Source organism: Nocardia transvalensis NBRC 15921 (assembly GCF_000308875.1).
In the GTDB taxonomy this organism is placed as follows: Bacteria; Actinomycetota; Actinomycetes; order Mycobacteriales; family Mycobacteriaceae; genus Nocardia; species Nocardia transvalensis.
The window spans coordinates 186,573-208,932 of the sequence record NZ_BAGL01000013.1; the positions used below are offsets into that span (position 1 = coordinate 186,573).

At 71.0% G+C, this 22,360-nt stretch carries 5 protein-coding genes; all 5 read left to right on the forward strand.

What is annotated here, in order from left to right:
* Positions 1 to 17 precede the first annotated feature (17 nt).
* The 5 genes from ON41_RS05875 to ON41_RS05895 all read left to right on the forward strand — a co-directional run bounded on the left by ON41_RS05875 (position 18) and on the right by ON41_RS05895 (position 22,309).
* Positions 18 to 1,583, forward strand: a complete 1,566-nt coding sequence (locus ON41_RS05875; protein ID WP_051161013.1) for an amino acid permease — start codon at positions 18 to 20, stop codon at positions 1,581 to 1,583.
* Between the two features lie 211 nt (positions 1,584 to 1,794).
* Positions 1,795 to 2,280 carry a hypothetical protein gene (locus tag ON41_RS05880; protein ID WP_157185372.1) on the forward strand — a complete coding sequence of 162 codons (486 nt, stop codon included), beginning with the start codon at positions 1,795 to 1,797 and terminating at the stop codon, positions 2,278 to 2,280.
* 160 nt (positions 2,281 to 2,440) lie between these two features.
* On the forward strand, positions 2,441 to 2,764 hold the full coding sequence (locus ON41_RS05885) for a hypothetical protein (RefSeq protein WP_040745750.1): 324 nt from the start codon (positions 2,441 to 2,443) through the stop codon (positions 2,762 to 2,764).
* A gap of 19 nt (positions 2,765 to 2,783) precedes the next feature.
* On the forward strand, positions 2,784 to 3,287 hold the full coding sequence (locus ON41_RS05890) for a YbaB/EbfC family nucleoid-associated protein (RefSeq protein WP_040745751.1): 504 nt from the start codon (positions 2,784 to 2,786) through the stop codon (positions 3,285 to 3,287).
* Between the two features lie 17 nt (positions 3,288 to 3,304).
* The gene (locus ON41_RS05895; protein ID WP_040745752.1) at positions 3,305 to 22,309 is read left to right on the forward strand and encodes a WXG100-like domain-containing protein; all 19,005 of its coding nucleotides are present in this window, start codon (positions 3,305 to 3,307) and stop codon (positions 22,307 to 22,309) included.
* The last annotated feature ends 51 nt before the right edge of the window (positions 22,310 to 22,360 follow it).

Consider the following 22,360-nt stretch of genomic DNA (forward strand, 5'->3'; position numbering starts at 1 on the left):
CAGGAAAGGGTCTCGTTATGACCACCGTGCAACACGGAGCGGAGACGCAGGCACAAGCTGCGCACGCCTTGGGCGCCGAGGATGAGGGATACCACAAGGCTCTGCGGCCCCGCCAGCTGCAGATGATCGCCATCGGTGGGGCTATCGGCACGGGGTTGTTCCTCGGCGCCGGTGGCCGGCTGAAGGACGCGGGCGCGGGGCTGTTCATCGCCTACGCGGTCTGCGGGATCTTCGTCTTCTTCATCCTCCGGGCCCTCGGCGAGCTGGTGCTGCATCGCCCCTCCTCGGGCTCGTTCGTCTCCTACGCGCGTGAGTTCTACGGGGAGAAGCTGGCATTCGGCGTCGGCTGGATGTACTTCTTCCACTGGTGCATGACCGGCATCGTCGACATCACGGCGATCGCGACCTACGTGCACTACTGGAATGCGTTCCACGCGATACCGCAGTGGACGATCGCGCTGATCGCGCTGGCGATCGTGGTGTCGATCAACCTGGTCTCGGTGAAGTGGTTCGGCGAGATGGAGTTCTGGGCGGCGCTGATCAAGGTGGTCGCGCTGGTCGCCTTCCTGATCGTCGGCACCGTCTTCCTCGCGGGCCGGTTCCCGCTCGACGGTGAGCGCACCGGTATCAGCGTCATCACCGACCACGGCGGCCTGTTCCCGAACGGGATGCTGCCGCTGATCCTCGCCACCACGGGCGTCGTGTTCGCCTACGCCGCGGTGGAGCTGATCGGCACGGCCGCGGGTGAGGCGGAGAACCCCGAGAAGATCATGCCCCGCGCGATCAACTCGGTCATCGCCCGGATCGCGCTGTTCTACGTCGGTTCGCTGGTCCTGCTCGCTCTGCTGCTGCCCTACACCGCGTTCAAGTCGGGCGAGAGCCCGTTCGTGAGCTTCTTCGAGCGGCTGGGCGTGAACGGCGCGGGCACGGTCATGAACCTGGTGGTGCTGACCGCGGCGTTCTCCAGCCTGAACGCCGGGCTGTACTCGACCGGCCGGATCCTGCGGTCGATGTCGATGAACGGCAGCGCGCCGAGCCTGGCCTCGCGGATGTCCAAGCAGGGCGTGCCCTACGTGGGCATCCTCGCCACGGGCACCATCGCCCTGGCCGGTGTCGGGCTCAACGCGCTGGTGCCGGAGAAGGCCTTCGAGATCGTGCTGAACATGTCCGCGCTGGGCACCATCTGCGCGTGGAGCGCGATCCTGATCTGCCAGATGAAGCTCGTGCAGTGGTCCAAGGAAGGTCGGGTCGAGCGTCCGTCGTTCCGCCTGATGGGCGCCCCCTACACGAACTACGCGGCGCTGATCTTCATGGCGATCGTGGTCGGGCTCATGCTGTTCGGCAAGGACGACACCCAGCGTGGCGCCGTCATCGCGATGGGCGTGATCATGATCCCGCTGCTCGTCGGCGGCTGGTTCCTGGCCCGGCGCCGGGTGACTCAGGTGGCGGCGGCGCGTGCGGGCTACACCGGGCAGTTCCCGGTGCTGGCCGAGCGCCCGCTCGAACATCGGGAGCAGAAGACCGCCGAGCCGGAGACGGCGAGCGCGGACGACTCTCCCGGTGAGGAGGAGCCGAAGAAGTAGGACCCGCCGGTCCCATCCCCGTAACGCCATTCGGGACCGGCTACCGGTCGCCCCGCAGGACGGAAACGTCCTGCGGGGCGATCCGTCGTTCCGGGGCTGGGCGTCACCGCGGATTCACCTGCCGGCTACCGCCCTTTCGCTGTCTGCCGTCAGGGTGAGCGTCATGCCGGTCCGCGTAGGATCGCGGAAACGGCGAGCGAGGAGGTGCGCGTTGCAGGTGACCTATTGCCGGCGGTGGAGTTTCCGCAAACAGCGGCCGACCGATCCGCTCACGGCGGAGCAGGCCGCGAAGCTGGACGCGGCCGGCGAGTGGTACACGGTCGTCCTCGGCGTCGTCACCGCGCCCACGGCGATTCTCGATGTGGTGCGCGGCAATCGGCACATCGATGTGACGTTCCCGGACGAGCACGGCCGCCAGGTGCTGACCTACGACTTCCGGCAGGTCGGCGACGACACCATGTTCCTCACCACGATGACCCGGTGGGAGTACGGCGACGAGCAGGCCCGCACCATCTCGCAGGCCGACGTCGTCGACAAGTTCTCCTACAGCGAGGACGGCCACGTGCACCGGGATCTGCGCGACGCCCGCGCGCAGGAGCGCCGGACCACCGATTTCTCCGATGTCGACGTCTCGATCAACTGGGAACCCGTCCCGGTTTTCGGCGGCTGGGAGTCGATCGCGCGCCGCGAACGCTGACAACGGAACCGCGAAACCCGGTCGCCCAGCGAATATTTGCCCGCAACCGGGTCGGTAGCCGCCGTTCACGTTGCTGTCACTGCCGGTTGGTTATCGGCTGTCATTGTCGACCCCGTAGCGGCGGGCTCTGCCCGCGTGAGCACTGGAGGGAGCGCGCGCGATGGCCGACAAGTTGGAGGCGGAGGCAGCACTGTTCCGCAAGGCCGCCGAGAAGACCGGCGATGTCCGGGACAAGATCAACGGCGTCCTCGACACGCTGAAGGCCAACCTCGACTCGCGCGGAACCCCGTGGGGGACGGACTCGATCGGCAGCCAGTTCGCGCACGGTGAGGGCGGCGAGGGCGGCTACCTGGACTCCCGCAAGAACATGGTCGAGGGCGCGCAGAACGTCGCCGGCACGATGGACAGCTTCCACCAGGGACAGGTCAAGAGCGCTGCGTATCTGGAGAAGATGGAACAGCAGAACCGCGACGGCTTCCAGTGACCCGGGACCTGTCGATCAGATGACGAACGAGCGCGCCAAGAACGATCTGGCCACCGTGATGGACGGGGTCGAGGAGCAGCTGCGCACCATCGCGCGACTGCAGACCGAACGCACCCGGTTGACCGCCAGCGCAACGGTTTCCGGTAAGCGCGTCACCGTGACGGTGAACGCGGACAACACCGTGGTGGAGACCAGGTTCGGCCCGGGCATCGAGGACCTGAGCCACGGCGAGATCGCCAAGGCCGTCACCGACGCGGCCCAGCGCGCCGCGGCCGAGATGGCCCGCAGGACCAAGGAACTGTTCGCGCCCCTCCAGGCCCAGCGGGAGCGGATGCCGAAGCTCACCGATCTCGTCGAGGGCATGCCGGACCTGCATGTCCCCGAGGCGCCGCCGGTCTCCACGGCGGCCCCGGGTTCTCCGGAACGTCAGCAGGATTCGGACGGCAGCGCGGTATTCGCCGACGTCGAGACCTTCGATCACCAACACTCCCGTGGTCGTGGGGTCACCGACTCCAGCTGGTAAGTACCGGGTAGCCCGACATGGCAGTCGAATTACCCGGCCCTCTCCAGCATCTGGGCTGGCTCGTCGGGATGGAGTGGCCCAACGGCAACGAAGACCAGATGTGGCTGCTCGGCCAGGACTGGAAGGACGCCGCCGAGGGCCTGAAGGACATCATCCCGGATATCGAGGACGCGAAAAGCGCCACGCACAAGGCGTATCCGACCGGTGACGGCTCCGACGAGCAGATGCGGGCGTTCGACAGCCTGCTGAAGGGCGACGGCGGCGAGAGCGATCAGTCGCTCGGTCATCTGGCGAAGCTGTTCGAGGATGTCGGCGAGTCCGCGAACGGGGTCGGCACCGAGATCGAGTACGGCAAGCTGATGTACAAGTCGTCGCTCATCCTCCTCGCGGCGGAGATCGCGGCGGCGTGGATCTTCCCGCCGACGGCCCCGGCCGCGGAGGCGGCCGCGGTCGCCCTGACGCGGGTGGCCGTCCGTCTCATCGGCGAGCGGCTCACGTCCGCGATCCTCCAGCGCATGGCCCGGCTCGTCGGGTCGAAGGTGATGCAGTTCCTGCTGCGCCACGTCGTGCTGAACACGGTGCTGATGACCGGTCAGGACTACGCGATCCAGCAGTACCAGATCGACCAGGGCCATCGGAAGGGGATGGACTGGGACCGGATCCGGACGACGGCCATCGCCGCGTCCGTCGGAGGTGTCGCGGGCGGGGCGGCCAGCCACGTTCTGGGCAAGGCGCTGAACGCTCAGGAGCGGGCCTGGGCGCGCTACCTGACCCACGCGGCGGCCGGCGAGGTGAACGCCTTCACCGGCATCGTCGCCGCCAACGGCGGTATTCCCAGCCACCTGGACTGGCGGATGTTCACCGGCGCCGCGGCCGCGCCGCTGGTGTCCGGCAAGAACCGCGAGACGGCGCATTCGTTCTACAACAACCGGAAATCGTCGTACTTCAACCGCGATCCGCTGGGCGGCCGGATGAACGACGTGCTCGGCCGGGAGGTCTTCAAGGTCAAGGAACCTCAGGCCGCGCCGACTACCGGGGCGGGACGCGCGGGTGACGGCACGACCCCGCACGCCGGCACGGATGCCGGGACGAGCGGGCACCGGACGGATCCGGCTATGCCGGTCGGTTCGCGGCCGGAGGAGACGGGTTCGCATCCCGCCGACGGCGCGACCAACGGGCACGAGGGGACCACCGAGCGGAGCGGGAACGAGCATCCGGCCGGGACCGATCGCGATACCGGCGCGCACCACGACACCGGGCAGCCCGGTGAGGGAGGTCTGCACACCGATCCCGCCGCGGCGCACCCGGGTCAGCACGACACCGGAACGGAAGGAACGTCCGGCGACCGGACGCCCGGCGGGACGGAGGAGCCGCGGGCGCAGGTCGCCCCCGGCGGGACCGACCATCCGGCGCCGCAGGCGCGGTCGACGGAGGAGGCCCCCGCGGCCGACGGCCATGCGTCGGAGGGGCAGGGCACGCACGGGGAGACGCCCGCGCGTGCCACGGAACCCGAGCACCCCGTCACCGATACGCGGACCGAAACGACTGCGGTACATCCGGATTCGACCGAGCACGGCACGACGGGCGACCGTACCGGAGAACTGACCACGGAGCCCGCGAGCCGACACGAGTCGGAGTCGCCGGTGCGGACCGACGAGACCGCCGTGCGGCCCGCCGAGACGGAAACGACGAGACCCGAAGATGTTTCGCACCAGCGAGACGCGGGCCAACGTCCGGCCGAACCCGCGGCCACCACCTCGCCCCATGTCCCGGCTGAGGGGCGGACGCCGCATACCGGAGCCGAAACCCGTGGTGGCGCACCGGAAACGACGCGCCCGCCTGCCGACACGCGAGGTCGGTCGACCCCGCTGACGGAAGCGCCGCGCAGCGAAACCCGGGCGTCCTCCGACGTCAGGACCCCTGAGGCACGCAGTTCCGAGACGCGCAGCCCAGAGGCTGGGGGAGCACGTGACGCCGAGCGGCCCGCCGACTCGCGTACCACCGGCGAGTCTCGACGCGCCTCCGGTGCCACCCCCGAGAACCGCACGGGCACAGCGGAGAACAGGCCACGGGCCGCGGCCGCCGGGCCCGCCGACCGGACCGGGGGCGAAGCGGGGGTGCGGGCGCGGTCAGGCGGCTCGGACCGGACCGGGGAGCAGGGCGAGCACGTGCGCCCGGAAGACCTTGCCGTACCGCCGCTTCCGCCCGAGGTTCATCCCGGGGGCGAAGCGCGGTCGCCGGAACGCATCGGCAGCCGACCGGACGGCGAGAACGGCCGGGAGAACCCTCCGCTCGACGCTGAACCGGTGCCCACCCCGCGCGCGGACGAGATGCGCGCCAACCGGCCCGACCACATCCCGGAGTCGATGTGGAACCGGATCGCCGACGGCGTCGCGTTCAACGAGACCCGCGAACCGCACTACACCGACCGCGGCGGCGGCAACGAGATCACGCTGACCAACGGCAAGCGTCTCGATTCCTATGTGCCGGATACGGAGATCGTCTCCCGGAAACACACCCAGCTGCTCGAGGTCCGGCCCGAGACCGCGCGCGGCTACCTGCACGAGATCGACAACAAGTACGCGCCCGGCACGCAGATCAAGGACACCCCGCACAACCGGGCCGAACTGCCGGGCGTGGACTTCGCCGATCCGCTGCGCGGCGACAAGGTCCTGGAGGTACCGCCGCAGAAGAATCCGCCGCCCCGCGAGATCCTGGAACTGGCGGACCGGCTCGACATCACCATCCGCGACAGTGAGGGCCGGGTCTACACCGTCGACGACGCCCTGCCCGATACCCACCGGTCCGGCCCGGACGGACGCACGGAGATGCCGCCCGAGAACCGCGGCCGCTGTGCGGATCTCGCGCTGCGCCTGATCAAACGGATCACCGGCAGCGAGTGGATCCACCCGATCGAACGCGAGGTCGGCCTGGACGGCATGACCGTCCACGAGGTGGAGACCGCCGCCGGCGGCGAGATGCGCGAATACCCTCGCGGGCACGACGAGATCGCGCGGCAGGTGCTGAAGATGAAGCACGGGGCGTCGGCGCTGATCGTCGACCAGTACCGCGCCTTCACCGATGAGCACGGGGTCGGCGCCCACGCCTACGTCCTGGTCAACGAGCACGGAGTGCTGCGGGTCCGCGATCCCGGCGCCGGGCTCGACCACGGATATCCGCCGTCCGTGCCGCGGGAGCTGGCGGCGGCCCACGCCATCCTGTTCGACGAGCACGGCAAGCCGGTGCACCCACTCGGGGCGGAGTCGCATACCGCGACGCATCCCAACGGCCGCGGTCCGCACACGCGCGTCGGCCTGTCCCTCGACGAGCACCCCGGGCAGGTGCGAGAGCTGCTGGGGCAGACCAGAACCGGACGCCGCATCCTGTCCGTATTCGACGGCGGCCCGGTGCGCGAGGGCTATGAACCCCGCAGCGAGGCGGGCGATCGGCACGGCACGCTCCGGCGGGAGGACCTCACCGCCGTCGCCTTCACCGAGGGTCGCGGCCATATCGGCCAGGCGCTGAGCCTGGCGCACGAGTCGGTGCACGCCGAACACCTCATCGACGGCCGGACCGCCAACGGACACGCCCGGACCATGCCGCGCGACGAGTTCGTGCGCATGATGACTCACGAGGAGGCGGTGGGCACCGGCCGGCGACTACGCCTGGCCATGGAGTTCGAGGGCCTGGGTCTCGAGGTCGAGGGCCATCCGTTCGACGTGCTCTACCGCGAGGCGTTCGACCACGCCCTGGGCGAGGCGCCCCCGCATCTCCCGACCGAGCGGGCCTGGGAGATGGCGCACGACGCGGCGGTCGAAGCGCTGCACGAGCACCTCGCCACCCACGAATGGGCCAACGGCGACACCTACGCCGAGTTCTACGGCCGGGTCTGGGACGAGGCGCGTATCGGTGGCGGCGACGGTCCGGGCGTCCGGCACGACCCGACCGGCCCCGAGGTCGGCGAGCGGCTGCGCGTCCAGGCGCTGGACCGCCAAGCCGCCGAACGGCATCTGGGCGAAACCGACGCGCGGTTGCAGCGGCTCGCCCGCACGCTCGGGCTCGACCCGACGGCGCAGCGGGAGGTGCTGCAACGCCGGGTCGACGAGCGAATCGTGGAGATCAACTCCGAACTGGCCTGGTCGCCGGGCGGCGAGCGGGAGGCACAGCTGCTCCGGGAACGGCACGCGCTGCGCACCGTCTCCGATCTGGCCGACCAGCGGCAACTCGCCGAGGTGGAGTTCGACCGCCACGACGCGGCGACGGCCCGTACCGCCGCACGCGACGTACTGGACGTGCGGGTTCGGGACCATCCGGAGGCGCGCATGCTCGACGATCACGTGGCGCTGCTGCCCGGCGAGCCGGACCGCGTCGTGGTCGCCGCCGCGCCCGGCGATCACCAGCGGGTGCTCGACCTGGCCCGCACCGATCCCGAGGTCGCCCGGCAGCTGGACCGGCCGGGCGTGACGCGCGAATACCTCGATGTCGCCACCGGTCGCGACGGTCGCGTGCGCGTGGAGGCGATCCCGGAACCCGATCACGCCCCGGCCGAACGCGCCGAGCACGTGCAGCCCCGCGAGCTGGCCGCCCGGGCCACCGAGGCCCGGCTCGCGCGCGTCCAGGAACATTTGGGGCGCAACGAGATCGGTGACTGGGCCAATCGCGCGCTCGCCGAGCGCGGGGTCGAGATCGTGCACAGCGTCGACGAGCGACCGGGGTTCCGGCCCGAGGAGAACAAGCTCGTCCTCGATCCGGGCAGATCCGATGTCGAACACATGCGGGAGCTGGTGCACGCGGCGGTGCACACCGAAATGCCGCATCAGGGCGAGAGTTCGGGGGCCCGCGAACGGCAGCAGCTCGAGCCGAAGGCATACGCGCTGCGGATGATCGAGCAGGAGACCGTCGCGCACGCCATGGAATCCAAGGCGATGCGGCAGCTACGGGACCAGGGCTTCGTCGTTCCGGACACCCCGATACAACGGGCGTACGACAAGGCGTTCGACCGCTGGAGCAGCCGCTGGTCGGATTCCGATATGTCGCCGGCCGAGGTGCGGCGCAGGATCGACGACAAGATCGTCGCGGCGCTGGAGCCCGAGGTCGCCAGGCACATCACGGAATCCGGGGAGACCTACGGCGAGATCTACGAGAGGGCGGCCGCCCGCGCTCGCGGGAATACCCAGGAAACCGCGACGCCGTGGCGACTGGGGCGGGGCGCCAACCGCGCGCCGGAGTACGGCGCCGGGCTGCGGCCGGGGTGGGAGACGCGGGGACTCGACCGGACCGGCGGCCAGGTGCGGGATCTCATGCGGACGACCGAGACCGGCCGCGAGGCGGTGGCCGCCCTGCGCGATGCCGGCGCCGAGGTGCGATTCGGCGCGGCCGGTGAGCGGCCGCTCGCACCGGACACCTTCAACGGCCGGACGATGGACGTCTTCGTCGATACGCCGGGCCGGTCCAGGACCGAACAGGGGGCGGCCGTGGTGCGGGCGGCGGCCCTGGCCGACGCCGTGCGCGGCGGGCGACTGGAGGTCGTGCCCGGACGGATCCGGGAGATTGGACGGGCGGCCTACGTCGACTCGCACCTGCGTGCCACGGCCGAAGGGCTGGGGCGGCAGGCCGAGTTCCACCGGGAACTGGAGCGGCAGGGCGTCGACACCGATGGCGGAGCGCTGCACGACATCACGGACCGGGAGGTGCGCAAGACCCTCGAATCGGCCTACCTCGAGGCGTACGACAACGCGACTACTGCTGCGCGCCAACGGGATTCGAGTATCGATCCGGGGCGACTGCGGGAGATCGGCCGGGCCGCCGGAGTCGACGCGCTGCTGTCGAACCATCTGTTCGACTCGGGGGACGGGGCCTCGGTCCATCGTCGGGTCGCGGGCGGGATCTGGGACGCGCACCAGCGGACCGCGGCGCCCGACGGGCTGCGCGAATACATCCCGACCTCGGAGGACGCGGCGCGGCGGGTGCAACATCTGGTGCGCGAGCAGGCGGCGGTCGGCCGGGAGCTGCGGCGGCTGGAGTCCGACTTCGATCGGGTCGCCGAGCGACTGCGGGAGCGGGGCGGCCTGAACGAGCAGCGGGCGGCTCTCGACCGGCTGGGAGACGCCGACGTCGATCCCGTCCGGGAGGCGGCGCGGAAGCAGCTCGGCCTGACCGAGCGGCCCGAACCCACCCGGCACGATATCGCCGCCGAACTGCGCCAACGGATTTCGGACCGGACCGGGCGGAACGGCCACGATCTGCGCGTACTGGCCGATCTGGCCGAGCGGCACGCGCGGCTGGAGGTCGAGAACCGGCGGATCGTCGGGGAGATCGAGAAGGCCGTTGCGCGCGACCTCGCCGGTGGCGAGCCGCACGGCAGGGGTGAGCGGCGGGTCTCCGTCCACGGCGACGAATCGGGCGTCGTCTACTACGCCCACGACGAGTCGGGTCCGGTCTGGAAGGAGTCGCCCGATCCGGGACCCCGGGATCCGGAGGGTTCCTGGCTGCGGGCGGCCGCCGACGAGGTCGCCGCGGGACCGTTCGAGCGCGCGCGGGAGCAGATGCGGCGGGACGATATCGGGCAGTGGGCGCTGGATGTGCTGGAGCGCAACGGTATCGAGATCCGGTACAGCACCGAGCCGGAGGCGTCGCGGCAGCGGCCGATCGACCACGTCGCGGGCGATTTCGATCCGGCCACCAAGACGATCGTGCTGGATCCCGCGGCGCATCCGCGGGCCCAGGCGGCGGGGCTCGTCCGCGCGGCCAGGCTGTCCGAGCTGAACCACGATGTGGCGCGGGAACGGTCCTCGCTGCCCCGTGACGAGTACGTCGAGCTGATGCTGAAGCGGCAGGCCGACGCGGAGGCGCTGGCCTTCTCCTTCGATGAGCGGCTCCGGCACCGGAGCACCCAGGACGCCGTCGAATCGATGAAAGGCCCGCTCGCCCAGACCTATTCGGAGGCTCGCGCGGAGGCGCGGGAGATCGCATACCGGGTCTATCGCAAGGGTCCGGAGCTGGAGCCGAATACGCCCACGGCCGCGGCGCACCGGGCCGGCGCCGACGCGGTGTACCGGCAGCTGACCGATCGGGGCCCGCTGGTCGACGGTCACGACTACGCGCACGTCTTCGGCGCGGACTGGGATGCGGCGCACGGCATCCGGCCCGGGGACGCCGAACAGCCGGTGGTGGCGCGCGGGGATACCGACACTCCGGCGACCCGGGAGCAGCGCAGCCACGACTACGCGGAGGAGATCCGGACGCTCCGGGAACTGCGCGACTCGAATCGGTACCAGCCGGTCGGACCGGCGGAACGGGCCTACACCGAGGCGTACGACAAGGCGTTCCGGAAGGCGGCCAAAGCGGCTGGGCGCGCGGCGGATTCGGCCACGGTGCGGCCGCCCGAGGAGGTCGCCCACGAGGCGGGCCGCAGGGCGGTGCACCGCTATATCGACAAGGTCGGGCTGCGGGAGGCGGAGATCGCCTTCGACGTCGTCCGGGCGCACGGCAACCGCGGGCCGGAATGGGGTAATCCGGAACCCGCGCACGAGCGGGCGCCGGAGGGCGTGCGGCACCCGGTGGAGGGCGACGGCGCCGAGCTGACACGGCGCGCCCTCGAGGCCGTTCTCGAACGCGAACCCGGCGGCGAGCGGCTGACCGACCACGTCGCACGGTATCCGGCCGATCCGGCGGACCGGTATTCGCGTCCGCGCCTGGTGGTCGTGGCGCCCGCGGGCGACCACATGACGGCCCTGCACGACCTGATGCGGGACAACCCCGCGCACGAGGATGTGCTCTGGGACGGCTCCCATACACTGGACTACCGGAAGGTCGAGGCCGGGCCCGGCGGCGAGCCCGTCGAGACGCGGATTCCGGCACACGAGGCCGAGGGGTCCTATCGCCGCCCGTCGCGGAACGACGCACTGGCGCAGCTGCTTTCGCACTACCTGACGTATCGCGGAGAGGGCCGGACACGACTCGGTTTCGGCGACTGGCTGCGCCAACTCGGTGACGACGTGTACTACAGCAAGGCCGACGGTAAGCGGATCTGGGGTAACGAAGCCCTGGACGGTCAGGTCGAGGCCGGCAATCTGCGGCACGACTTCATCGAGCAGGCCTTCCGCGCCGCGGATCCGGCGGCCGTCGAGCCGCATCCGAAAGAGGTGATGGACCGGCTGCGGAAGCGCCGCCTGCCGGTACCGGTGAATCCGCACGGCGGGCCGCTGGTGGACGGCCCGAAAATCGTCCGGACCGTCGAGGTCGGCGGTGCGCGACTGGAGATCTGGCTGGCCGCCGACGGGAACGGCCGGTGGCGGGTGCCGGCGCCGGGCGGCGAGGGCACCATTCCCGACGTCCTGGCGCGGCAGTTCGAGGGTATGGCGGACGCCAACGCCGACCGGCTGGTCAAGCGCATCGGCAAGATCCTCGACAACGGCGCGGCGGAACTGGATCCGGGGCAGGCGCGAAAGGGTATGCGGGCCCGCATCATCGAGCGCTTCGGGTCGGATGCGATCGATCCGCCGGAGTTCGCGCCGAAGGACGGTGCATCGAGACCGAAGATCGGGCAGCGCCCGGAACCCGAGGTGCGCCGCTACACGGTCGAGGTCGACGGACAGCGGATCGATGTCGAGGCGGTGCGCAACGAGCGCGGCGGCTGGGACGTCCGGCCGGAGCGGGCGCCGGAGACCAAGCCCGTCAAGGCCGAGCCGGCGAAGCCGCCGGAGGTCAACCGCGCTGAGCCGCACTGGATCCGGCGGCGACTGGCCACGGGTTACGAGGGCCACAACCCCAAGTACCCGTCCGGATCGGGCCAGGACGGCGACTACCAGAAGGCGATGGCCAAGGACCTCGGCCACGTACTCCACAACGACGCGCTCGAACATCTGCCGTCCGAGGCGAAGGTCAACCCGGTCCGCGTCCTCAAAGAGGGCGCGACGATGTGGAAGAACCGCGAGCACATCCCGGGGCTCAAGCACCTCACCGCGCGCATGGAACCGCATGCGGGCGAGCACGTTCCGATGCGCACGCGCGACGGGGGCGAATACGAGCCGTGGTACAGCGATGTCGACGCCGACGCGCTGCGCGCGCAGCAGCGGGAGGTGGGCGGCAATCCGCTGAAGACGTTCGTCAACTGGCTACGGGGGAAGTCGCCGCGCGGCCTGCATCCGCTCGAGGTGGACGAGCTGCTCGGGTTCGTCGAGGCCGCCCAGCACAACGAAACCCTGGCTCTGACAAGGGAACACACGCCGGTTCTCGAGCAAGGTCCGTTCACCGGCGCGGAACACGGCGCGCCGGTGCCGGAATGGGCACACGACCTCGCGGACGGGATGCGGGACAACGGAATACAGGCCGAGGAGATCCGGGCGCTCGCGCACGAACTCGGCGTCGATCTGCCGGAGCTGAACCACGCCGAGATGCGGCGCGCGGCGGATGTGCTGGAGTACCTGAACGTCCGGCGGGCCGGTGTGATCGAGGGCCTGGCCGACGTCGCCCGGCGCTACAACGCCGAGAACGCGGCGATCCCCTACAGCGGCGAGGTCAGCTTCATGGACCGGGATCCGCTGGGCCGGTTCCTGAAGGAGCTGATGCGCGCCGATCCGGAGAACGGCCGGGCCGGACTGCAGGAGTGGGAGGGCGTCAACAACGGCGCCGAGAGCGGCCGCGACTGGCTCGACCTGCACGATGTCGATCCGAAGGCGCGCCGGGAGGCCGATGCCGAGCAGGGTCCCGTGCTGGATCCGGAGCGGAAGAAACTGTTCGAGCACGCGCTGCTGCGCGATCAGATCCGGGACGAGCGGTCCACGTGGGCGCATCTGGCCGACGCGGCCCTGGACAAACTGGGCGATAAACCGCATGTGGACGGCATGCTCGACGGGATGCGCGAGGGCGTGCGCGAGCAGGGGGAGAAGATCGCCCGATTCCGCGCCCGGGTCGAGGAATTCGTCCGGAACGAGCCGGGGGATCGGGTCGTCCTGGTCGACGGCGAGCCGCCGCGGCTGAAGGTGGTCGGCTGGCAGGGCGATCACGATCGGCTGCTGGCCCGTGAACTGGCCCGCGATCCGGATCTCGCCGCGCGGGTGAATCGCGGGACCGTGCGGGTCGATTTCGTGGACGCGCTGGTGGACCGCGAGGGGAACCTGCGTCTCCTCGAACTCGGCGAGCAGCGGGCACGGCACGTCAGCACCGAGATCGCCGGGCACGAGGTGCACGTGACGGTGCTGCGCGACGGCGAGGGCCGCTGGCAGCTGGTGCCCGACCACGCGCCCGAGCAGCCGCGGAATCCGTTGGGCGACAAGGCCGCCGCGCCGCCGCGGGCGACGCACGAAGTCGAGGCCGAACTGGCCGATCTCGCGCGCAGGATGGGTGTCGAGGATCCGGATCGGATGACGCCGCAGTGGCTCGACGAGCTGCGGCGCGAGAACGCGTTGCGCGCCATCCAGATCGAAGCGCTGATGGACTACGCGCGCAGCAGCGACGCCACCGAGAAGTTCCACAACCTGCTCCACGCGCGCGACGGCCTGGCGCACGTGCTGGGCATGGAGGCGCACGAGCTGACCCCGCGGGGGCTGGCCGAGGAGATCACCGACCGGTCGAACCGTAATGCGTTGCGGCGCCAGCAACTCGACTACCTCGCCGATTACGCGAAGTACTGCCGCAAGGTCGACGGCGGGGCCGTCGACGCCGCGCACGCGCGGCTGGCGGAGGCGTTGCGGGTGGAGACGAAGGACATCTCGGCGAACAAGCCCAGGACGCAGCCCGGGACCGGGAAGCCGATGCTCCGGGTCGAGCCGAACGAGAAGGAACTCGGTCCGCGAAAGCTGCACCGGGTGTTGAAGCGGATGATGCGCCACGATCCCGACCGCGCGGTCGACGCGCTCACGGAATACGCTCGCGCGCTGGGGGAGATCGACCCCTACACCGACGGCCTGCGCACCGATCCACGCACCGATCCGCGCGCGGCCGACGGCGTGGCCCCCATGCATCACCCCGACGCGCTGGCGCATCTCAACGAGGTGATCGGGGATCTGGGCGATCGGGTCGGCCGCTTGGAGGGGCCCTCCGCGCGGACCTCGACGGCGCATTTCCCGACGCCGGACGACCCGAAGGGCGAGCCACACGCCAACCGCGACTGGGCCCGGATTCTGGGCGTCGACATCACCGACGCGGACAGCGCGAAGCTGTCCAAGGTCTACGAGGACTACCGCGACGGCAAGATCGACGAACATGAGCGGCTCAAACCCCGCGAGCTGACCGCGGTGCACGAGAAACTCCGCGAGGAGGTGCGCGAGCGCGCCGCCGACCTCGACGCCCTGGAACGCCTGACCCGCGAACTCGAGCAGGCGCACGCCCGCGACGTAGCCGAGGGCCCGCGGGTGGGGGTCGACCGGTTGGCGATGGATCACGCGGAGGCCGTGCGGCGGCAGGCCGAGGCGCGGGAGTCGCTGAACCGGGCGCTGGACGAGGTGAACGCCGAGGGTGTGGGTCCGGATCGGAATGCGCGCGGGCCGAGAGTGGGTGTGTCGGAGGCCGAGTTGCGGCCGCGGCGGGAGCCGGGTGAGCCGACGGATCCGCGGGACCCGAATCATGTTCGGACGCTGGACGAAACGATTGATTACTTGCGTAATCGGACGAAGGTCGCGGACCAGCAGACCGAGTTTCAGCAGAAGGTCACGAATCTGGAGGATGCCGCTCGCGCATTCCACGCGGCCGATGCCGAGGTCGCCCGGCTGGAACCGGCGCTGGAGCAGGCTCGGGAGCTGGCGCAGGAACGGGTGCACGAGGAGGCTCCCGAGACTCCGGCACCGGAGCGTGAACCCGCCAGGGACCCCGGTGCCACGGCTCGGCGCTCCGAGATCGATGCTCTGACCGCCAAGCGGGACAAGGCCTTCCACGATCGCGCGGTCGCCGAGGGTGAATTGAACCGGGCGCGTGGTGGACTGCCGATCTCCAACGAGGAACTGCGGCCCCGGCGCGGCGCGGACGAGCCGGACGATCCCGCGGACCCGAACTACTGCCGGACGCTGGACGAGACGATCGACGACCTGCGTTCGCGCGCGAAACCGGTTGCGGAACAACGGCAGTGGCAGGAACAGGTGACCGCGCTGGAGACCGCGGCGCGCAAGTTCCACCGGCTGAACGCGGAGGCCGAGCGGCTGCAGGAGGCGGTGCGCAAGGGCGTCGTCCACCACCGCCGGGTGGAGGATCTCGCCGCGGAGCGGCGGCGCGCGGAGATCGAGTGGATGCGCACCGAACGGGAGGTCGCCTTCCGCACCCGTCGGCAGGCATTCGACGAGGTGCAGGACGCCCGCCGGCGCTTCGATGTGCACCCGGCGGAGTTGGGCCTGCCGCATGCCCCGAACGATCCTCCGCCGCAACGGCTTCGGTCGCTGGACGAGGTGGTCGAGGAGCTGCGGTCGACCGGCATGCCCGTCGAACGGCAGGCGGAGTGGCAGCACCGCGTCGACGTGCTGGAGTCGGCGGCGCGCCGGTTCTCCGAGGCCGATGCCGCGGCCGGGCGGATCGACGACGCCGTCGAATCCGCCGTCCGCCGGGATCTCGACCTGCGGCGCCAGGAGGCCGAGGCGCGCCGGGCGGTGGCCGAGGCCGAGGCCGGGCGGTGGGCGGAATTCGAACGGCTGCGCGATATCCGGAACGATGCGTTCCAGGCGCGCCGGGCCGCGCTGGGCAGGCTGGACGACGCCTGCGCCGAACTCGGCGTGCGGCGCGAGGAACTCGGGCTGCCCGACGGGCCGTACGAGCCGGTTCCGGAGAGCACCCGGCAGCTGGAGGACGCGCTCGACGAGTTGCGCGCCGTCGGCGGGACCCTCGAACAGCAGGCCGTGCGGGGAGCCCGGGTCGATGCCGTGGAGGCCGCCGCGCGCGAATTCCTCGAGGCCCATGCCGAGGCCCGGCGGGCCGACGAGGCCGCCGACGTGGCGTTGCGTCACCACCGGGACCTGCAGGCCGCCGACCACGCGACCGAGCAAGCCGCGAAGCCCGCGCCCGACGTCGGCGGGGCGGGCGGCAGGAAGCCGCCAGGATCCGGTGGATCGGGCGAGACGCCGCCGCGCGAGCCCGACGACGGCCCGGAGCCGGGCGGTGCCGGTGCTCCACCCAAGGGACCACCATCCAAACCACCGGCAGACGGCGCGGGCGAAACGCCGCCTCCCGACGGCGGTTCCGAAGGACCGAAAACGCCGCCGGACAACGGCAATTCGGCGGGACCGAAAACGCCGCCCGACAACGGCAATTCGGCGGGACCGAAAGCGCCGCCGGACAACGGCAATTCGGCGGGACCGAAAGCGCCGCCGGACAACGGCAGCTCGGCGGGACCGAAAACGCCGCCCGACAACGGCAGCTCGGCAGGACCGAAGACGCCGCCCGACAACGGGTCCGGGCTGGATTCGGATGGGTCGCATCCCGAGCAGACGCCGGGACAGCGTGCCGAGCGGGAACGTCTGGCTGTCGAACGCGCCGAGAAGGTCGCCGAACTGGCCGAGTTGCGGGATCAGCGGGACATCCTGGCGCGTCGCCTGCGGATCGATGAGGCGGACGACTGGGCCGCGCTGCGTCTTGACCGGCGGGAGGCCACCTTCGAGGAGATTCTCGGGCAGACGCGGGAGGCGCGGGTCGAGATGCCGCGCGTCCAGGCCGAGGTGGCGGGGCTGGATCGGCTGTGCCGCGAACACGATGCGGCGCAGGAGCGTATCGCCGAACTGGACGCGCGGCTGCACGCGCTCGACCATCCGGGCGAGGAGTCGCACGCCCGGCACGAGGCCCTGATGCGCGAGCGTGCGGCGAAGGCCTCGGAACACGAGTTCTGGCGGGCCAAGCGCAACGACCGCGCCGCCCGCTTCGACGACCTGCGCGACGGCGACGGCCGCGTCATCCGCAATGCCGCCGAACTCGATCGGGCACTCGACGCCGACCACCTCGACCACACCATCTTCGCCCTGCGCGATCGCCCGAGCGCGCCCCGCGAGGTCACCGCCATCGGCGAGGAGACGCCGGGGCAAATCCACGATCCGCTGCCCGGCGGCGCGGAACAGCAGGGCCGCCGCGATCCGATCGCCAAACTGCAGGACGCGGCGGAGCGGTGCATTCGCCTGGAAGGCGAACTGGCGGAACTGGATCACCGCCTCAACGAACTCGAGGCCGACGGTGGCCATCCGGACAACCGGCCGGTGTCGGCGGAAGTGCGCGCGGAACTCGACCGGCTCGGCGCCGAACGCGCCGCCGAGGTGCTGCGCATCAAGCCCAAGGAGGTGATGTGCGCGGACCTGGCCCGGGAACTGGGCGCGGATCCGGACCGGCTCGGACCGGAACATCTCGATGCCGAGCTGGCGCGCCTCGGGGAGGAGGCCGTACTCGGCGACCACGTCCGCAAACTCGGCTGGTTCGAGGACGCCTGCCGGGAGGTCAACCAGGCGCACAACGAGATCGGGCGCATTCAGGACCGGATGGCGGAGCTGGCCGGCGCCGGGCGCGAGGTGCTCGACCGGGCGGGCGCGCGGCACATCACCGACCGGGTCGGGCTGGTCGAGGGGGAGCGGCCGCGGATCGTCGTCGTCGCGCCGCGCGAACCGCTCGAGCATCCGTGCGCCGACCACGATGCCGCGCTCGCCGAGGCCATTCGCCGCAATGGCGCTGTGGCACAGGCGATGATGCGGCCGGAGACCGTGATCGAGTACCACCAGATCGTCGCCGATCGCAACGGCGATACGAGGACGATCCCGCTGCGCGCGCCGCGGCGGGAGACTCTCGAGGCCGGATGGAGCCGCCACGGCGAGGGCATGCGCCTGGTGCGCTGGATCGACGGCGAGGGCAGGCCGCACGACGTGGATCCGACCCGGCCGGACCGGGTCGAGGGCCGATACAAGCAGACGGTGCCCAAGCAATTCCAGCCGCGCGACCTGCCCGAGGGCGTCAGCGGATGGGCCGTCGACCCCTTCCAGGCCGCACTGGAGGATCCGTTCAAGCAGCTGCCGCCGGGCGAGATCGACAAGGAACTGCTGCCCAAGATTCCCGGACTGGACCCGGTCATTCCCGAAGGCATGCACGTGTACGAGGCGCCCGAGGCGGGCGTGCTCTACAACTTCATGCGTCTGGTGCTGGAGCCGGCCAAACTGTTCAAGTTCACCTGGTTCGGCGATCCGGACCATCCCGGGCGGATCAGGCCGAAGTTCAAGGGACACCCGTGGTTCCGCGATCCGCTGCCGGACCGGCAGCCCATGTTCCGCGAATACGATGCGCGCGAACACGTTCCCGACTCGAGTAACAACCTCACCCCGGAGTGGCATCGGCGCGAGGCCGCGTTGCGCGAGGACTGGCAGCGTGTACAGGACTGGGCCACCAGCGAATACGAGCGGTTCCGCGCCGACGACAGTGATATCGACACCATCTCGCGGAATCTCGCGGGTATGCGGGACACCCTGCTGTCCGACTACGCCGCCGCCCAGCAGCGGGCCCGGGCGCGCCAGCTGATCGAGGATGTCGCGGGCGCGAAGGCGGACGACTTCGCGGATATCACGGAGGATCTGCGGGGCCGGCTGCGTGATCCGGATGCGGCCGGGGAGATCGTCGATCTGATTCGCGCGCAGTTGAATCGGGAGCCGTTCACGAACTTCGACAAGTTCGCGGCGACGCTGGCCGATCGATTCGTCAACGAGGTGCCGGAGTGCACGCCCGAGCAGATCGCGCGGATCAAGCATCATCTGATGACGTTCGAGCATCAGGTGCGCGAGCCGGTCGCCGGTGACATCGTGCGGCAGCGGCTCAACGAGGTCGCGCACGTGGCCGAGGCCTGGAACCGGCTGATCGACGGCGATCCGGTGCCGGAGGACATCCTCATGTTGCAGGATGCCCTCAGCGAATCGCGGTTCATCGACGAGAACGAGTCGGTGAGCTGGCGCGAGGCCAACGCGCACGCGATCATGCTCGGTTACGACTGGGACGGCAACCGCCCCTCGCTCACCGGCTGGCGCGCCAAGATCCGCTACCGCCCCGCCCTGATCGCCCCCGAGAACCCGCTACCCCCACGCCCCGACGGCCCCCGCCCACTACCCTCGGGACCCGAGGGTCCACGGCCCCTGCCTCCGGGCCCCGACGCCCTACCCGAAACCGGACCTAAACCGGATCCTGTTGCACCGGAAGCCGATTCGCCTCGCCCCGGCGGCCCACCCCGAGGCGACGTCAAGGTATGGCCGATCGAGGGTCCCGATGGAGCGGAAGAGGCCAAAGCTCCTGCTGTGCAGGGTGAGTCGGAATCCACGCCTCCGAAGCAACCGCAGGGTGAGGATCCGCAGGCGCCCAAGGTGCCCGAGCCCGGGGACAAAAAGGTCGCGCCGTTGGATGGTGCGCCGCCTCGAGGAGACGCGGGTGATGCTCAGGGGGTAAAGGTGCCTGAGCCGAGGGATAAGAAGGTCGCGCCGCGGGACGGCGCGGATGCGCAGGCGCCGAAGGCCGGGGACGAGGGGCCCTTCGATGGTTCGGTGCCGCAGCCGCGGGATTCGCAGGGAACGGGTGGGGCGCGGGACGGTGGGCCGTCCGGGGCGGAACAGCCTTCCGCCAAGTCTCTGCGGCGGGCCGAGACGCCCGACGAATGGGCCGCGCGGATGCGGGCCGAGCGGGCCGACTGGGATGCCCGCATGGATGTCGAGCGCGCCGCCTGGTTGCGCGATATGGCCGAACGGGAGCACGGTGACAACCGCATCGGGGACGCCTGGCACGACTGGATGGAGGTCAAGCAGGCCGAGTGGCGGGCCCGCCAGGCCCAGGCGCACGCGGATTGGCTGTGGGACCTCGCCGGTGGTCGGCCCGGCCCGGAAGTCGGCGAGCATGGCCCGCGCCCCGACGGCCCGGATGCGCCGAATGCCGGTGCCCGGGATGATGTTCCGGTCCTCAGGGCGCCTGAAGAGACCTCCGCCATGCGCTCCGGCTACCCCCTCGCGGCGCAGCCAGGCGGCACCGACCACCCGCCCCGAAACGGCGCACACCCACCCGGCGAGGTCAACCAACAGTCGCCACGAGACCCCGCCGCAGGAGACGAAAACGGCAGCGGTCCAAAGCCTCCCGAGGCAGATGGCGGTGTTCCCCCGCGCGCAGAGGGCCAGGACTCTTCCCAGGGCGGCCCTCGTCCCGGACGTGAAAACGGCGACGGGCCAATATCTCCCGAGGATAAGGGCGGTGCTGAAGATCGTGACGCCGGTGGCGGCCCGGACGCGCCCGCGTCTCGCCGAGGTGGTGACGAAGGCCAGGATCCTGCTCCGAACGGCTCCCGTTCCGGGCGTGAAAATGGTGATGGGCCAATCATTCCGGAGGAGAAGGGTGGTGTGCTGCCGCGGACTGGGAGTCGGGATGGTGGTGATGGTGGAGCGTCGCCTGCGCCTCGCCGGGATGGTGGCGACGGTGGGGATTCTTCGGGGAACGGTTCTCGGTCGGGGCGTGGAAATGGTGATGGGCCGACCGCTCACGAGGAGAAGCAGGGGGCGTCGCCCAAGAATCGGGAAGGTGGGGGCGGGCGTAACGGGCGTGGGCCGTTGCGGCCGGATGAGGATGGTGGGGCGTCTCGGAATGGGGATCGGGACGGGGGGCGTGGGCCGCAGGGGCGGCCCGCGAAGCCGTTCAATCCCTTCCCGGGGTCGTGGGTGCTTCCGCGGCCGCATGAGCAGTACGACGTCGAGTGGCCGGACTACCAGCCGGGTAAGCCGTACGACCCGGGCTGGGTGAAGCCGCCGCGTCCGCCCGAACCCCCGCATCCTCCACATCCTCCGCGTCCGCCGCACCCTCCGGAACCGCCGCGCCCGCATCCTCCGCAGCCTCCCGCGCCGCCGCGTCCCGTCCCGCCGCCTCCGGAGCCGTGCCCGCCGGAACCCCCGCAGCCGACACCACCTCAGCAACCGACGCCACCCAGGCCGCCGCTGCCTCCGCACCCTCCGGTACCTCCCGTGCCGCCGCAGCCGCCGAACCCTCCGGTGCCTACGCCGCCTCAGCAACCGACGCCACCCCAGACGCCGGTGCCTCCGCAGCCGCCCACGCAGACTCCGGTACCTCCCATGCCGCCACAACCGCCGCAGCAGCCGACACCTCCGGCACCCACGCCGCCAGTGCCGCCGATTCCGGCACCTCCGCAGTTCCCGGAGCCCCCGCAATTGCCGGAGCCTCCGCGGTTCCCGGACCACCCGGAACCTCCGCAACTTCCAGAGCCCCCGAAACTGCCCACACCACCGCAACTTCCGGAGTCGCCACCGACCGGATGGCCGGGGCAACCGCTACCGCCCGGTGCGCCCCACCCGCCGGGAACCTGGCCGCCGGAAGCCTCGAATCCCCCCGGCCTGCCGGAGCATCCGGGCGGGTGGCCACCGGACGCGCCCACGCAACCGGGCGCACCCACGCAACCGGGCGCACCCACGCAACCGGGCGCACCCACGCAACCGGGCGCACCCACGCAACCGGGCGCACCCGTGCAACCGGACGCACCCGGACAACCCTGGGGCACAACACCTTCGGACCCCACCGCACCGAACGGATCGAACCCCCCGCCGTTCGGCCCCATCCCTCCGGTCGCACCGCCCCCGAACGGCGGTGGCCGGGACAAACGCTCCCGTGGCAGCGTGAAGACGTCGGCCCCGCCGCGTGTCTCGGGGCCGTCGGAGGGCGAGATCTTCGTCCGCTCGCACACCGGCTGGGGCGAATACGCCACCTTCGATCCGGTCAGCGGGGGGCTGCGGACGGTGCCGCTCGCCGCGGGTGGGCTCGGTGGCGTGTACGGCGATCTGGACGGCTCGCGGGTGGTGTTCTATCGCGATCCGGGCGGATTGGTGTTGTGCGTCGACGGCCGCTCGATCTACCTCGACGATCCGCAAACGGACGCCTACTGGCAGCGAATCGACGGCGACTTCATCCGATTCACCGTGACCGTCGCCGGTCAGACCGCCTGCGACCTGCGTTACCCCGCTGGACCGCCGGATCTCGACCTGGGCCTGCTGATCCGGGACGTTTGCGCCGACCCGGAACGCCGCGGCCGGATCTTCGCCCGATGAGGCCACGCACGAGCTCACGGCGGGACCGGCGAGCAGAGAACGCCTGGCAGG